The sequence below is a fragment of the Streptomyces achromogenes subsp. achromogenes genome (assembly GCF_000720835.1).
Taxonomy (GTDB): Bacteria; Actinomycetota; Actinomycetes; order Streptomycetales; family Streptomycetaceae; genus Streptomyces; species Streptomyces achromogenes.
Genome location: NZ_JODT01000022.1, coordinates 104,959 through 119,718, shown reverse-complemented (window position 1 = coordinate 119,718; position 14,760 = coordinate 104,959). Strand labels below are relative to the sequence as shown.

The following is a 14,760-nucleotide window of genomic DNA, read 5'->3' as shown; positions in this document are numbered from 1 at the left end:
GAAGTTCTCCTAGCGGGGTGGCGCAGGTCAGCGGGCGCGGTTCAGGGTCTGCAGGGCGGCCTTCAGCAGCGGGCCCACCTGCGGGGTGCCCGGCGCCGCCTCGGCCTGGGGCGCCACGGCGGCCACCGCCTCGTCGGCCTCGCGGGTGGCGTAGCCGAGACCGATGAGGGCCGCGTGCAGCTGGTCGCGCCAGCCCTGGGTGACGGGCGCGCCGACGGCCGGGGCGCCGACGGGCGCGCCGAGCCGGTCCTTCAGCTCCAGCAGCAGCTTCTGGGCGCCCTTCTTGCCGATGCCGGGGACGGCGGTGAGGGCCTTCTCGTCACCGGTGGCGACCGCGCGGCGCAGCGCGTCCGGGGTGTGCACGGCCAGCATGGCCTGGGCCAGGCGCGGGCCGACGCCGCTCGCCGTCTGCAGCAGTTCGAAGACCTGGCGTTCGTCGTCGTCCGCGAAGCCGTACAGGGTCAGCGAGTCCTCGCGGACGACGAGGGAGGTGTGCAGCCGGGCGGGCTGCCCGACGCGCAGTGCCGACAGGGTGTTCGGCGTGCACTGGACGGCCATGCCGACGCCCCCGACCTCGACGACGGCGGCGTCCGGGGCGAGCGCGGCGACCGTGCCGCTGACGAAGGCGATCATGCCGTGGGGCCTTTCGCTGCGTGGAGTGTGTGCCGGGCTACGGCCTGCTGGAGCCGGCTTTGGGCGGGGGCCCGCCAGATGTGGCAGATGGCGAGCGCGAGGGCGTCGGCGGCGTCGGCGGGCTTCGGGGGCGCGGCCAGCCGCAGCAGGCGGGTGACCATGGCGCCCACCTGCGCCTTCTCGGCGCGTCCGGAGCCGGTGACGGCGGCCTTGACCTCGCTGGGGGTGTGCAGGGCGACCGGGATGCCGCGCCGGGCGGCGCACAGCATGGCCACGGCGCTGGCCTGGGCGGTGCCCATGACCGTGCGCACGTTGTGCTGGCTGAAGACGCGCTCCACGGCGACGAACTCGGGCCGGTGCTCGTCCAGCCACTCCTCGATGCCCTGCTCGACGGCGAGCAGCCGGTGGCTGAGCTCGGCGTCGGCCGGGGTGCGGACGACCCCGACGCCGAGCATGGTCAGCGGGCGGCCCGCGACCCCCTCGACCACGCCGATCCCGCACCGGGTCAGGCCGGGGTCCACCCCCAGAACACGCACGCGCACCGCTCCCTCCGGTCACCCGATCGCCTGTTCGTGCAGGCTATCGGGTGCCACCGACAACGCCGTACAACGCGACGGGCCGACGGGGGGTGTCCCGTCGGCCCGGTCGTCAGCCGTAGGCGTTACGCGTCGACCTTCTCCATGATCTCGTCGCTCACGTCGAAGTTCGCGAAGACGTTCTGCACGTCGTCGTTGTCCTCCAGCGCGTCGATGAGCTTGAAGATCTTCCGGGCGCCCTCCTCGTCCAGCTCGACCTGCATGGTCGGGACGAAGTTGGCATCGGCCGACTCGTAGTCGATGCCGGCGTCCTGCAGGGCGGTGCGGACGGCGACGAGGTCACCGGGCTCGCTGATGACCTCGAAGTTCTCGCCGAGGTCGTTGACCTCCTCGGCACCGGCGTCCAGCACCGCGCCGAGCACGTCGTCCTCGGTCAGCTCGCCCTTGGGGACGATGACGACGCCCTTGCGGTTGAACAGGTACGACACCGAGCCCGGGTCGGCCATGGAGCCGCCGTTGCGGGTCATGGCGACGCGGACGTCGGAGGCGGCGCGGTTGCGGTTGTCGGTGAGGCACTCGATGAGCACCGCGACGCCGTTCGGCCCGTAGCCCTCGTACATGATCGTCTCGTAGTCGGCGCCGCCGGCCTCGAGACCCGCGCCGCGCTTGACCGCGGAGTCGATGTTCTTGTTCGGGACCGACGACTTCTTCGCCTTCTGGATGGCGTCGTACAGCGTCGGGTTGCCGTCCGGGTCGGGACCGCCCATCCGGGCCGCGACCTCGATGTTCTTGATCAGCTTCGCGAAGAGCTTGCCGCGCTTGGCGTCGATCACGGCCTTCTTGTGCTTCGTCGTGGCCCATTTAGAGTGGCCGGACATCTGCCTGTCTCCTTCGCGTAACCCATCCTGTACGAACGCCCCTCGGTCGAAAGGCCGGGGGGACCCCCGGAGATCCTACAAGGACTCCGCCGCCCGGTCGCCGCGCACCATGTCGACGAACAGCGCGTGCACACGGTGGTCGCCGGTCAGCTCCGGGTGGAAGGAGGTGGCGAGCGCGTTGCCCTGGCGGACGGCGACGATGTGGCCGTCGTGCTCGGCGAGCACCTCGGCCCCGGCGCCGACGGACTCCACCCAGGGGGCGCGGATGAAGACGCCCTCCACGGGATCGCCCGTGATGCCCTTGACGTCGACCGACGCCTCGAACGACTCGTTCTGCCGGCCGAAGGCGTTGCGGCGCACGATCATGTCGATGCCGCCGATGGTCTCCTGGCCCGAGCGCGGGTCGAGGATCTTGTCGGCGAGCAGGATCAGGCCCGCGCAGGTGCCGTAGACGGGCATGCCTGCGCGCACGCGCGCGCGGAGGGGCTCCATCACGCCGAAGAGGACGGCCAGCTTGGAGATGGTGGTGGACTCGCCGCCGGGCAGGACGAGGCCGTCCACCTCGGCGAGTTCCTCGGGGCGCCGCACCGGCCTGGCCACGGCGTCGGCCGCGGCCAGGGCGATGAGGTGCTCCCGTACGTCGCCCTGGAGGGCCAGGACGCCTATGACAGGAGTGTTCATGGGGTGCGTTACCTGTGTGGTGTGGGTTACCAGCCGCGGTTCGCGTAGCGCTCGGTGTCGGGGAGGGTGTCGCAGTTGATGCCGACCATGGCCTCGCCGAGGTTGCGGGACGCGTCCGCGATGATCTTCGGGTCGTCGTAGAAGGTGGTGGCCTTCACGATGGCGGCGGCGCGCTTGGCGGGGTCGCCGGACTTGAAGATGCCGGAGCCGACGAACACGCCCTCGGCGCCGAGCTGGCGCATCAGGGCCGCGTCGGCCGGGGTGGCCACACCGCCGGCGGAGAACAGCACCACCGGGAGCTTGCCCAGCTCGGCGACCTCCTTGACCAGCTCGTACGGGGCGCGCAGCTCCTTGGCGGCGGCGTACAGCTCGTGGTTGTCCAGGCCGCGCAGACGGGCGATGTCGCCCTTGATCTGGCGCAGGTGGCGGACGGCCTCGACCACGTTGCCGGTTCCGGCCTCGCCCTTGGAGCGGATCATCGCGGCGCCCTCGGCGATGCGGCGCAGGGCCTCGCCCAGGTTGGTGGCACCGCACACGAACGGGGTGGTGAAGGACCACTTGTCGGAGTGGTTGACCTCGTCGGCCGGGGTGAGCACCTCGGACTCGTCGATGTAGTCCACGCCGAGGGACTGCAGCACCTGGGCCTCGACGAAGTGGCCGATGCGGGACTTGGCCATCACGGGGATGGAGACCGCGTCGATGATGCCCTCGATCATGTCCGGGTCGGACATACGGGCCACGCCGCCGTCCTTGCGGATGTCGGCCGGGACCCGCTCCAGGGCCATGACGGCGACGGCGCCCGCGTCCTCGGCGATCTTCGCCTGCTCCGGCGTGACGACGTCCATGATCACGCCGCCCTTGAGCTGCTCGGCCATGCCGCGCTTCACACGGGCGGTGCCGGTCTCGGGAGCCTGGTTCTCGGTGGTGGACACGGGTGACCTCACTGATGGGAAAAGAGGGTTGGTGCACCCCTGAGGAAACGCGAACCGACCAGGCCACAGCAAGGGCCAATGACAAGCCGGTGGATCCTTTTGTTCACCCGGGCTTCATGAGACCCGTTCGACCAGGGCCGCGGGCGGCTCGTCGTCCATCTCGAAGGCCAGCGGGAAGGGGGCGTGGCCGGCCAGCCGGAACCAGCGGACCTTGCGGTGTTCGCGGAGTCTGCGGGCGGCCCCCACGGCGTCGTTGTGGAACCGGCGGGCCATCGGCACCCGGCGGACGGCCTCGGCCAGCTCACGGGCCGCCGCGTCGCCGCCGGGGGCCTCGCGCACCGCCTCCACCTGGGCCGCCTCCCCGAAGACCGCCCGCAGCGCCTGGCTCAGCTCGCTCTCGGCGACCTCCCGCTGCTCCTCCTCGGCCTGCCGGGCCGCGTGCGCGGCCTCGTAGAGCACGATCGAGGCGGCCGGGTCCAGCACGCCGGAGGTCGCCAGCTCCTGGGCCACCGAGGCGCGCCGCAGCAGCTGGGCGTCGAGCGCGGCCCGGGCGGCGTCCATCCGCACGTGCAGCCGGTCCAGCCGCCCGGCCGTCCAGCTGAGGTACACGCCGACGGCGACGAGCACGACGAGGATCCAGATGAGGGTTGCGGTCACGCCCGAAGGCTATCGGCCGCCGGGGAGCCCCCTCCAAGCCGCCGGGTCCGCTGCCGCCGCGCCGCCCGGTTCCGGCCCGGTCGGTACGGGACCGGTTCCGGAACAGCGGGGTTCGTACTGGTCCGGCACGCCGCCGGCCGCCCCGGTGCCGTACGAGCACCGGGCGGCCGGCGCGCGCCGCACCGGGCGGGCTCCGGTCGGGAACCCGGCTCACGCGCTGACCAGACCGATGGGGGCACTCAGTCCCGTACCGGGCCGAAGGGGACGCTCAGTCCCGTGCCAGCCCGAAGCGGGCCCGTAGGCCCGTCGTGCGTTCGTCCGTGGCGACCGCCGCCGCGCCCGCCGTCACCGTCTCGTAGACGGACAGGATGTCCGCGCCGACCGTCGACCAGTCGAAGCGCCGTACATGGGCGCTGCCCCGCGCGCGCAGCTCGGCCAGGCGGGCCGGGTCGCCGAGCAGGCGTACGGCGGCCTCGGCCAGCGCGTCGGCGTCCTCGTTGGCGAACACCTCGCCTGCCCCGCCCTGGTCGAGGACCTGCACGAACGCGTCCAGGTCGGAGGCCAGCACGGGAGCGCCCGCCGACATCGCCTCGACCAGGATGATGCCGAAGCTCTCCCCGCCGGTGTTGGGCGCCACGTACAGGTCCACGCTGCGCAGCAGACGGGCCTTGTCCTGGTCGCTGATCATGCCGAGGAACTCCACGCGCGGACGCAGTTCCTCGGGCAGGTCGGCGACGGCCGCCTCCTCGTCGCCCCGGCCGGCCACCAGCAGCCGGGTCTCCGGGCGGGCCGCCAGGATCCTCGGCAGCGCCCGCATCAGGACGGGCAGCCCCTTGCGCGGCTCGTCGATCCGGCCGATGAACCCGATGGTGCCGCCCTGCCACTCGGGCCGGGGCTCGGCCTTGGCGAAGAAGTCCACGTCGACGCCGTTGGGGATGACCACCGCGTCCCCGCCGAGGTGCTCGACCAGCGTGCGCCGGGCGTACTCGCTGACCGCGATCCGCGCGCTGATCTTCTCCAGCGCGGCCTGGAGGATGGCGTAGGCGGCGATCATCGCGCGCGAGCGCGGGTTGGAGGTGTGGAAGGTGGCCACGATCGGGCCGGACGCCGCCCAGCAGGTCAGCAGGCCCAGCGAGGGCGAGGTCGGCTCGTGGATGTGCACCACGTCGAAGGCGCCCTCGTGCAGCCAGCGCCGTACCCGCGCGGCCGACAGGAAGCCGAAGTTCAGCCGGGCCACCGAGCCGTTGTACGGCACCGGGACCGCGCGGCCGGCGGAGACGACGTACGGCGGCAGCGGGGTGTCGTCGTCGGCCGGGGCGAGCACGGAGACGTGGTGGCCGAGGCGGAGGAAGTACTCGGCGAGGTCACGGACGTGGAACTGGACGCCACCGGGCACGTCCCAGGAGTACGGGCAGACGATCCCGATTCTCACGAGGGTCCCTTCGCGGGGTCGAGGTCGGCGAGCCACAGGCGCTGGAGCATGTGCCAGTCCTCCGGGTGCGCGGCGATCCCGGTGGCGAAGGCGTCGGCCAGTGCCTGGGTCATGACGGACGTCTTCTCCGCGCGCGTGCCTGACGCGGGCACCTCGATCGGCGGATGGACCCGGCCCTTCATGACGGGCGAGTCGTCGTACCAGAGGGTGACGGGCAGCAGCAGCGCGCCCGTCTGCTGGGCGAGCAGGGCCGGACCGGCCGGCATGCGGGCCCGCTCCCCGAAGAAGTCGACCTCGGTCCCGGAGGCGGACAGGTCGCGGTCGGCGACCAGGCAGACCAGGCCGCCGTCGCGCAGCCGCCGGGCCAGGGTGCCGAAGGCCGCGCCGCCGCTGTGCGGCAGCACCTCCATGCCGAGGCCCTCGCGGTAGGCCACGAAACGGTCGTAGAGCGACTCCGGCTTCAGGCGCTCGGCGACCGTCGTGAACGGCGTCTCCAGCTTGGTGGTGACCCAGGCCCCGGCCAGGTCCCAGTTGGCCAGGTGCGGCAGGGCGAGGACCACGCCCCGGCCGGAGTCCAGCCCCTCGGTCAGGTGGTGCAGGCCCTTGGGTTCGAAGCCCGTCCTCACCCGCTCGGCGCTCCAGGCCGGCAGCCGGAAGGACTCCATCCAGTACCGCAGGTACGAGCGCATGCCCGCGCGGGACAGCTCCGCCAGCCGCTCCGGGGACGCCCCGGGCACCACGCGCGCGTAGTTCGCCTCCAGGCGCCGTACGCCCTTGCCGCGCCGCTTCCAGGCGGCGTCGGCGATGGTCCGGCCGAGGCGCACGGCGACCGGCTCGGGGAGCTTCTTCACGGTGCTCCAGCCGAGGCCGTACAGCGCGTCGGCGAACCGGTCGGCGGCGCTCACCGCGCGGCCCCGCCGGCCTGGCCGGCCGCCGCCTCGGCCTCCGCGGACTCGCGGCGGACGGTGACCACCCGCTGCACCAGGGTGACCAGGCTGCCCACCGCGACGATCCACAGCGCGATCGGCAGCAGCCACTGGATGCCCGGCACACCGAACGTGTGCAGGCCCGCGAAACCGGCCGCGACCAGCGAGATCACCAGCCGCTCGGCGCGTTCGACGAGGCCGTTGACGGCGACCGGCAGCCCGATCGACTCGCCGCGCGCCTTGGTGTACGACACCACCTGGCCGCTGGCCAGGCAGAAGATCGACACCGCGCACAGCACGTTGTCGTCGCCGCGGCCCGCGTACCACAGCGCGAAACCGCCGAAGATCGCGCCGTCGGCGACCCGGTCCAGGGTGGAGTCCAGGAAGGCGCCCCAGCGGCTGGAGCGGCCCAGCTGGCGGGCCATGTTGCCGTCGACCAGGTCCGAGAAGACGAACAGGGTGATCACGACCGTGCCCCAGAAGAACTCCCCCCTGGGGTAGAAGACCAGCGCCCCCGCGACCACTCCGGCCGTGCCGATGAGCGTCACCGTGTCAGGGCTCACCCCCCGCCGGATGAGAAACGCGGCGAACGGTGTGAGGACACGCGTGAAAAATGCACGCGCGTACTTGTTCAGCATGGCCTTCCCGACGGTCGGTGACGCCGCGGCCCCTGCTGGCCGCCGGCTGGCCCATCGTAGCCACGCGCGCGCGTGGGCGACGGGCGGGCACCCGCGGCCGGTACCCGCCGGGCGCCGCGCACGGCGCCCCACGAGGGAGGTGTGACGGAAACGGACATCGGTGCGCACTCTTCGTAGTCCTTCGTATGGACGCGACGTGACGGGAGTGGAAAGCTCGAAGAACCGCGGGCGTCGCCGGAAGCCGCCACAGCACGCGGATCCCGCGTGTCCGCGCCCACAGTGACCTCACCGTGCACGGGAGGCAGGATCATGGGCGACAAGGCACAGACACACCACCCCGGAGCCGCCGGCAGGGCTCTCACGGCCGACCGGCCCACCTCCGTACGGAACGTGGTGCTGGTCGGCCACACCGGCTCGGGAAAGACGACCCTGGTGGAGGCCCTCGCGCTGACCGCGGGGGCGGTGAACCGGGCGGGCCGCGTGGAGGACGGCGGCACCGTCTCCGACTACGACGACATCGAGCACCGCCAGCAGCGCTCGGTCCAGCTCTCCCTGGTGCCCGTCGCATGGGACGGCATCAAGGTCAACCTGCTCGACACCCCCGGGTACGCCGACTTCGTCGGGGAACTGCGGGCCGGGCTGCGCGCCGCGGACGCGGCCCTCTTCGTCGTCTCGGCCTCGGACGGGGTCGACGGCTCCACCCGGATGCTGTGGGAGGAGTGCGCGGCCGTCGGCATGCCCCGCGCCATCGTGGTCACCCACCTGGAGGCCGCCCGCGCGGACTTCGAGGAGATGACCCGGATCTGCGCGGAGGCCTTCGGCGGCGACGACCCCGACGCCGTGCTGCCGCTGTACCTGCCGCTGCGCGCACCCGAGGGACCCGACGGGCACGCGCCGGTCACCGGGCTGGTCGGGCTGCTGTCACGGAAGCTGTTCGACTACTCGACCGGGGAGCGCAAGGAGTCCGAGCCCGGCGAGGACCAGCTGCCCGGCATCGAGGAGGCCCGCAACCGGCTCATCGAGGGGATCATCGCCGAGAGCGAGGACGAGACCCTCATGGACCGCTACCTGGGCGGCGAGCAGGTCGACAACAAGACCCTGGTCCAGGACCTGGAGCGGGCCGTGGCACGCGGGTCCTTCTTCCCCGTGCTGGCCGCCGCACCCGCCGCCGACGGCGCCCGGCAGGGACTCGGCACCGTGGAACTGCTGGAACTGGTCACCGGCGGCTTCCCGACCCCCTTCGAGCACCCCATGCCGGGGGTCACCACGATCGACGGCAGGCCGCGCGAGCTGAAACCCTGCGACACCGACGGCCCGCTGGTCGCCGAGGTCGTCAAGACCTCCTCCGACCCCTACGTCGGCCGGCTCTCCCTGGTCCGCGTCTTCTCCGGCACGCTCCGCCCGGACCAGCCCGTGCACGTCTCCGGGCACGGCCTCGCCGACCGCGGCCACGAGGACCACGACGTGGACGAGAAGGTCGGCGCCCTGTCCATGCCCTTCGGCAAACAGCAGCGCCCGGTCACCCACGCCGTCGCCGGCGACCTGGTGTGCGTGGCCAAGCTGGGCCGCGCGGAGACCGGCGACACCCTCTCCGCCAAGGACGACCCGCTGCTGATGGAGCCCTGGCAGATGCCCGACCCGCTGCTGCCGGTCGCCATCCGCGCGCACAGCAAGGCCGACGAGGACAAGCTCTCCCAGGGCCTGTCCCGGCTGGTCGCCGAGGACCCGACGATGCGCCTGGAACAGAACCAGGACACCCACCAGGTCGTCCTGTGGTGCCTGGGCGAGGCACACGCCGACGTCGCCCTGGAACGGCTGCGCAGCCGCTACGGCGTCCAGGTCGACGTCGTCCCGCACAAGGTCTCCCTCCGCGAGACGTTCGCCGGCAAGGCCACCGGGCGGGGCCGGCACGTCAAGCAGTCCGGCGGGCACGGCCAGTACGCCATCTGCGAGATCGAGGTGGAGCCGCTGCCGGGCGGCTCGGGCATCGAGTTCGTGGACAAGGTGGTCGGCGGCGCGGTGCCCCGGCAGTTCATCCCGTCCGTCGAGAAGGGCGTCCGCGCCCAGGCCGCCAAGGGCGTCGCCGCCGGATACCCCCTCGTCGACGTCCGGGTCACGCTACTGGACGGCAAGGCCCACTCGGTGGACTCCTCCGACGCCGCCTTCCAGACGGCGGGCGCGCTCGCCCTGCGGGAGGCCGCCGCGGACGCGCGGATCCATCTGCTGGAGCCGGTCGCCGAGGTGACCGTGCTCGTCGGCGACGCGTACGTGGGCCCCGTGATGAGCGACCTCTCCAGCCGCCGCGGCCGGCTGCTCGGCACCGAGCAGGCCGGCTCCGGACGGACGCTGATCCGTGCCGAGGTGCCCGAGTTCGAGATCGGCCGGTACGCCGTCGACCTGCGCTCGCTCTCGCACGGCACCGCGCGCTTCGACCGCGCCTACGCCCGGCACGAACCGATGCCGCCGCAGATCGCCGAACGCCTGCGCGAACAGGCCGAGGACGAGGGGTAGCACGGAAGCACCGGACCGGCGCACGGGCGGGCGGCTTCGGCCGTCCGCCCACGGCTGTCGGTGCCGGCCGATACGCTGATCACCTGAAGACGTCGTGCCGCCGCCGTCCCGGCGGCGGCCCGGCAACCGGTCCAACAGGTGTGCGGAGCAAGGAAGTCGGGAAGGCCGCAGGCACGGCACCGGCGGCGATAGGGGCGGGAATGTCGATAGGAACGGAGTGGGACGGGCCCCAGGTACCCGTCTCGGTCGGCGAGGGACAGGCGGCGACCGCCGCGCTGGCCTCCGCGGCATACCGGGACAGCCCGATCGAGGAGATCAAGAAGGCCGACAACGAGTGGCACGAGTCGACCGTCAAGGCAGGCCGGATCAAGATGTTCCGGCCCAATCTGGGCGAGGCGTTCTCCCGGGCCCTGGTGGACCGGATGCTGTCCCCCGGCCGCAAACCGCTCATCCAGTCCTTCGGCACCGAACCGCAGTTCGTGGTCGAACACGCCCTGGCCGCCAACAACATCCGCCGGGAGCGGGACAACCGCCTGACGGTCATCACCGTCGTCTGCGGCCTGATCTTCCTGCCCGGCATGATCGGCTGGCTGCTCGTCTTCCTGCTGCGCTCCTTCGTCGCCCGCCGCGACGACAAGCGGGCCGGCACGCTGGCCACCACGCTCCTGCTGGGCTTCGGCCTGCTCGCCGCGCTGTTCCTGGTCAAGATGCCGTTCTCCGGCTTCTGGGCGTGGTACGCCCGCGCGGCCGTCGTCGCCCCCGTGGTCGGCTGGTACCTGGCCAAGCAGCTGTGCGAACGCACCGCCAGGGACCTGCGCGCGCGCTGGGACGGCCTGCTCTCCGGGACCAGCGTCGGCGCCAAGATCCCGGAGGCGGTGCCCCGCGGCCCCGACCAGACCGCCGCCGAGGAACTGCGCCAGTCCCTGGCCCGGCTGACCGCCGAGCAGCAGTCCAACTCGGTCTTCTACGCCGGCCCCAAGGGCATACTCGGCATGGGCACCCGCTGGGGCGCCTGGCAGCTCGCCGAGGACCTGGTGCCCGCCGACCCCGGCCGGGAGATCCACCCCTTCCGCAGCTGGGACGTGATACGCGCGATCCACGACAAGCTGTCCCTGCTGGAGCGCGGCCCGCTGCACACCGGCGGCTTCCCCAAGCCCTCCATACGGCACTGGATCGTCACGCCGATCGGTGAGAAGGCCACGGCGGTGTCCCGGCCCGAGGGCGCCGACGTCGAGGCGTTCCAGGTCAAGCCGCACGCCATACAGGAGATCTGCAACAAGCAGCAGTTCGGCAGCGGCGACCGGCACTACCTGGGCGTGCAGTGGACCCTGTGGGACGGACAGCTGGTCATCACCATGCTGATCACCGTCACCGTGCTGCACCAGACCCTGCGCATCGAGGTCACCGGGCACGCGCTGGGGCCGGTGAACCCGCTGTTCACCAGCAAGCCGGAGGCGCCGACCAAGGAAGTCGCCAAGTCCCTCAAGCCCTGGGAGAACCGCACGATCAAGCTGCCGCTGGTCACCACCGACGAGGTCGTACGGCTCGCCGTCCGCGCCCCGCTCACCTGGTACCCGCCGCTGCTGAACTGGCTCGGCGGCTCCCTCGGCCTGCCCGAGCCGTTCGGTCTGCGGCACGCCTGGGCCGACCAGCCGTGGCGCCATCGTTTCATGGCCGACGACGCGCTGCGCGCGGCCACGCCGGTGCTGCGCGTGGTGCACTCGGCGGCGATCAAGGTGCTGGAGGAGAACGGCGTGGACACCGAGAAGTTCGGCGCCCGCTCGTCGTTCCTCAGCGGCAACGTCCAGGACCCGATGCCGAGGAAGGCCGATCTCTACGACGCGTGAGCGGGTGGGTGCCCTGCGGAGAGGGCACCCACCGTCCGGCTAGGCGGCCGGCCAGGCCTCCGCGAGCATCTTCCGGGTGTCGGCCAGCAGCTGCGGCAGCACCTTGGTGTGACCCACCACCGGCATGAAGTTCGTGTCCCCGCCCCAGCGCGGCACGATGTGCTGGTGCAGGTGCGCGGCGATGCCCGCGCCCGCGACCGAGCCCTGGTTCATGCCGATGTTGAAACCGTGCGCGCCGGACGCGGTGCGCAGGGCCGTCATCGCCTGCTTGGTCAGCTCGGCCAGCTCGGCGGTCTCCGTCCCGGTCAACTCGGTGTAGTCGGCCACATGCCGGTAGGGCACGGTCATCAGGTGGCCGCCGTTGTACGGGTACAGGTTGAGCACGGCGTACACCTGCTCACCGCGCCGCACGATCAGCCCGTCCTCGTCCGACTTGGCCGGGATCGAGCAGAAGGGACAGCCGTCGTCGGCCCCCGGACCGGTCGGCTTGTTCTCGCCCTGGATGTAGGCCATCCGGTGGGGCGTCCACAGGCGCTGGAACGCGTCCTGCGTCCCCACTCCGATCTGCTGCTCCGGCTCACTCGTCATGCTAGGCAGCATATGGCGTCACCCCGGCCCACCGTGCGGCCGGGGCGGACTCGGGCGCTCTCCGCAACGGGCGCGGCCCCCGGGACGGTGGTCCCGGGGGCCGCGGAGCCGGTGCGGATCAGACCTGGGTCCGCTCCGTCACGATCTGCTCGATCTTCGCGATGGCCTCGTCGAACGGGATGCCGTTCTCCTGCGAGCCGTCGCGGTAGCGGAAGGACACCGAGCCGTTGGACATGTCCTCGTCGCCGGCGATGACCATGAACGGCACCTTCTGCTTCTGCGCGTTCCTGATCTTCTTCTGCATGCGGTCCGAGGAGGAGTCCACCTCGACGCGCAGGCCCTTCTTCTTCGCCGCGGTCGCGAACTTCTGGAGGTACTCCACGTGCGCGTCGCCGATCGGGATGCCGATCGCCTGGACCGGGGCCAGCCAGGCCGGGAAGGCGCCCGCGTAGTGCTCCAGCAGGACGGCGAAGAACCGCTCGATGGAGCCGAACAGCGCGCGGTGGATCATGACCGGGCGCTGCTTGGAGCCGTCCGGGCCGGTGTACTCCAGGTTGAACCGCTCGGGCAGGTTGAAGTCGAGCTGGATGGTCGACATCTGCCAGGTCCGGCCGATCGCGTCCTTGGCCTGGACGGAGATCTTCGGACCGTAGAAGGCGGCGCCGCCCGGGTCGGGAACCAGGGGCAGACCCTGCTTCTCGGCGACCTCGCGCAGGGTCTCGGTCGCCTCCTCCCAGACCTCGTCGGAGCCGACGAACTTCTCCGGGTCCTTGGTCGACAGTTCCAGGTAGAAGTCGGTCAGGCCGTAGTCCCGCAGCAGGCCGAGGACGAAGGTGAGCGTCTTGTCCAGCTCCTCGGACATCTGCTCACGGGTGCAGTAGATGTGCGCGTCGTCCTGCGTGAAGCCCCGCGCGCGGGTCAGGCCGTGCACGACGCCCGACTTCTCGTACCGGTACACGGTCCCGAACTCGAACAGGCGCAGCGGCAGCTCGCGGTACGACCGGCCGCGCGCGTCGAAGATCAGGTTGTGCATCGGGCAGTTCATGGGCTTGAGGTAGTAGTCCACGCCCTCGTCGAGCTGCATGGGCGGGTACATGCCCTCGGCGTACCAGTCCAGGTGCCCGGACGTCTCGAAGAGCTTCCCCTTCGTGGCGTGCGGGGTGTAGACGAACTCGTAGCCCTCTTCCTCGTGGCGGCGGCGCGAGTAGTCCTCCATCACGCGGCGGACGATGCCGCCCTTGGGGTGGAAGACGGCCAAGCCGGAGCCGATCTGCTCGGGGATCGAGAAGAGGTCCAGCTCGGCACCGAGCTTGCGGTGGTCGCGCTTCTCGGCCTCGGCGAGGAAGTCGAGGTACGCCTTCAGCTCGTCCTTGGACGGCCAGGCGGTGCCGTAGATGCGCTGGAGCATCGGGTTCTTCTCGCTGCCGCGCCAGTAGGCGGCGGCGTTGCGCATCAGCTTGAACGCCGGGATGAGCCGGGTGGAGGGCAGGTGCGGACCGCGGCACAGGTCCTTCCAGCACAGCTCGCCGGTCTTGGCGTCCAGGTTGTCGTAGATCGTCAGCTCGCCGGCGCCGACCTCGACGTCCGCGCCGTCGTCGTGCGAGGCCGAGCCCTTGAGGCCGATCAGCTCCAGCTTGTACGGCTCGTCCGCCAGCTCCTCGCGGGCCGCCTCGTCGGTGACGACACGACGGGCGAACTTCTGCCCGCGCTTCTGGATCTCCTGCATCTTCTTCTCGATGGCCTTGAGATCCTCGGGCGTGAACGGCTTGTCCACGTCGAAGTCGTAGTAGAAGCCGTCCTTGACGGGCGGGCCGATGCCCAGCTTGGCCTCGGGGAACAGCTCCTGCACGGCCTGCGCCATGACGTGCGCGGTGGAGTGGCGCAGGATGTTCAGGCCGTCCTCGGACGAGATCTCGACGCCCTCGACCTCGTCGCCGTCGGACAGTGCGTACGTGAGGTCCTTCAGCTCGCCGCCCACGCGCGCGGCGATGATCGAGCGCTCGCCCGCGAAGAGGTCGGCGGCCGTAGTGCCCGTCGTCACCACGCGTTCTTCCCGCTCGGAATCGCGTTGGATGATCACACGGACGTCTGACACCGGTCTCTCCTGACTGAAGGTGGGGTGCGGCGCCATACCAGGAGCGCGCGCACAGGCGATCGTACCGACCCGACGGCACCGACCGCGAAACGGTCACCCTGGGTGCGCGCCCGGCTACGGGGCCCGCCGGTCTCCTCCGGGAAGTACGGGTTTGCCGAGGGTGACGCGAAGTGCGGGACCGGAGGCGTCCATGGCGCCGGTGGCCCGCCGGTGGTCGACGGCCTCGCGGGTGCCGTGCGGGGCGTGGGCCGCCGGGAGTATCGCGCCACCAGCGGATCTTGTCGCCGGGTACGGCCAGGACGATCCGGTCGATGCCGTTGTCCGGACTCTGACCATGCCCAACTGCCTTACCAGCTCGGCGTTTTGCCGCTGCGGATCGCTGAACTGCGCTGATCCGCACGCCTGT

The 14,760-nt window shown here is 71.7% G+C and carries 13 protein-coding genes; 2 read left to right on the top strand and 11 right to left on the bottom strand.

From position 1 onward, the window contains the following. Nucleotides 1–27 precede the first annotated feature (27 nt). The 9 genes from ruvA to pgsA all read right to left on the bottom strand — a co-directional run bounded on the left by ruvA (nt 28) and on the right by pgsA (nt 7,313). Complete coding sequence (gene ruvA, locus IH25_RS0123335) at nt 28–633, bottom strand: Holliday junction branch migration protein RuvA (RefSeq protein WP_030613823.1); 606 nt, start codon at nt 631–633, stop codon at nt 28–30. Then, nucleotides 630–1,169 carry a crossover junction endodeoxyribonuclease RuvC gene (gene ruvC / locus IH25_RS0123330; RefSeq protein ID WP_030613820.1) on the bottom strand — a complete coding sequence of 180 codons (540 nt, stop codon included), beginning with the start codon at nt 1,167–1,169 and terminating at the stop codon, nt 630–632. The genes ruvA and ruvC overlap by 4 nt, the downstream gene beginning before the upstream one ends. Before the next feature lie 125 nt (nt 1,170–1,294). Beyond that, complete coding sequence (locus IH25_RS0123325; RefSeq protein ID WP_030613818.1) at nt 1,295–2,047, bottom strand: YebC/PmpR family DNA-binding transcriptional regulator; 753 nt, start codon at nt 2,045–2,047, stop codon at nt 1,295–1,297. 75 nt (nt 2,048–2,122) lie between these two features. Continuing rightward, complete coding sequence (pdxT, locus tag IH25_RS0123320; RefSeq protein WP_030613816.1) at nt 2,123–2,728, bottom strand: pyridoxal 5'-phosphate synthase glutaminase subunit PdxT; 606 nt, start codon at nt 2,726–2,728, stop codon at nt 2,123–2,125. Between the two features lie 26 nt (nt 2,729–2,754). After that, a complete protein-coding gene (gene pdxS, locus IH25_RS0123315) occupies nt 2,755–3,660 on the bottom strand; it encodes a pyridoxal 5'-phosphate synthase lyase subunit PdxS (RefSeq protein ID WP_030613814.1) in 906 nt (301 codons plus the stop codon). Between the two features lie 114 nt (nt 3,661–3,774). After that, nucleotides 3,775–4,317, bottom strand: a complete 543-nt coding sequence (locus IH25_RS0123310; protein WP_030613812.1) for a LemA family protein — start codon at nt 4,315–4,317, stop codon at nt 3,775–3,777. Between the two features lie 268 nt (nt 4,318–4,585). Continuing rightward, nucleotides 4,586–5,749, bottom strand: a complete 1,164-nt coding sequence (locus tag IH25_RS0123305; RefSeq protein ID WP_030613810.1) for a glycosyltransferase family 4 protein — start codon at nt 5,747–5,749, stop codon at nt 4,586–4,588. After that, nucleotides 5,746–6,654: a phosphatidylinositol mannoside acyltransferase gene (locus IH25_RS0123300; protein ID WP_030613808.1), complete on the bottom strand. Its 909-nt coding sequence runs from the start codon at nt 6,652–6,654 to the stop codon at nt 5,746–5,748. Before IH25_RS0123300 ends, IH25_RS0123305 begins: the two co-directional genes overlap by 4 nt. Then, nucleotides 6,651–7,313: a phosphatidylinositol phosphate synthase gene (gene pgsA / locus IH25_RS0123295; protein ID WP_030613806.1), complete on the bottom strand. Its 663-nt coding sequence runs from the start codon at nt 7,311–7,313 to the stop codon at nt 6,651–6,653. The genes IH25_RS0123300 and pgsA overlap by 4 nt, the downstream gene beginning before the upstream one ends. 309 nt (nt 7,314–7,622) lie before the next feature. On the opposite strand from pgsA, the gene IH25_RS0123290 reads away from it, so the two are divergent. Continuing rightward, the gene (locus IH25_RS0123290; RefSeq protein ID WP_030613804.1) at nt 7,623–9,824 is read left to right on the top strand and encodes an elongation factor G-like protein EF-G2; all 2,202 of its coding nucleotides are present in this window, start codon (nt 7,623–7,625) and stop codon (nt 9,822–9,824) included. 200 nt (nt 9,825–10,024) lie between these two features. Beyond that, nucleotides 10,025–11,671, top strand: a complete 1,647-nt coding sequence (locus tag IH25_RS0123285; RefSeq protein WP_030613801.1) for a hypothetical protein — start codon at nt 10,025–10,027, stop codon at nt 11,669–11,671. Between the two features lie 39 nt (nt 11,672–11,710). Here the strand turns inward: IH25_RS0123285 and IH25_RS0123280 are convergent, their stop codons facing one another. Both IH25_RS0123280 and thrS read right to left on the bottom strand, forming a co-directional pair. Next, nucleotides 11,711–12,271 carry an HIT family protein gene (locus tag IH25_RS0123280; protein ID WP_037655464.1) on the bottom strand — a complete coding sequence of 187 codons (561 nt, stop codon included), beginning with the start codon at nt 12,269–12,271 and terminating at the stop codon, nt 11,711–11,713. 106 nt (nt 12,272–12,377) lie between these two features. Continuing rightward, nucleotides 12,378–14,354, bottom strand: coding sequence for a threonine--tRNA ligase (gene thrS / locus IH25_RS0123275; protein ID WP_030613795.1), 1,977 nt, complete (start codon nt 14,352–14,354; stop codon nt 12,378–12,380). Nucleotides 14,355–14,760: the final 406 nt, after the last annotated feature.

Coding starts and splice junctions, on each gene's coding strand:
- IH25_RS0123290 (WP_030613804.1), top strand. CDS start 7,623: ATGGGCGACAAGGCACAGACACACCACCCCGGAGCCGCCGGCAGGGCT.
- IH25_RS0123285 (WP_030613801.1), top strand. CDS start 10,025: ATGTCGATAGGAACGGAGTGGGACGGGCCCCAGGTACCCGTCTCGGTC.
- IH25_RS0123280 (WP_037655464.1), bottom strand. CDS start 12,271: ATGCTGCCTAGCATGACGAGTGAGCCGGAGCAGCAGATCGGAGTGGGG.
- ruvA (WP_030613823.1), bottom strand. CDS start 633: ATGATCGCCTTCGTCAGCGGCACGGTCGCCGCGCTCGCCCCGGACGCC.
- pdxT (WP_030613816.1), bottom strand. CDS start 2,728: ATGAACACTCCTGTCATAGGCGTCCTGGCCCTCCAGGGCGACGTACGG.
- IH25_RS0123325 (WP_030613818.1), bottom strand. CDS start 2,047: ATGTCCGGCCACTCTAAATGGGCCACGACGAAGCACAAGAAGGCCGTG.
- pgsA (WP_030613806.1), bottom strand. CDS start 7,313: ATGCTGAACAAGTACGCGCGTGCATTTTTCACGCGTGTCCTCACACCG.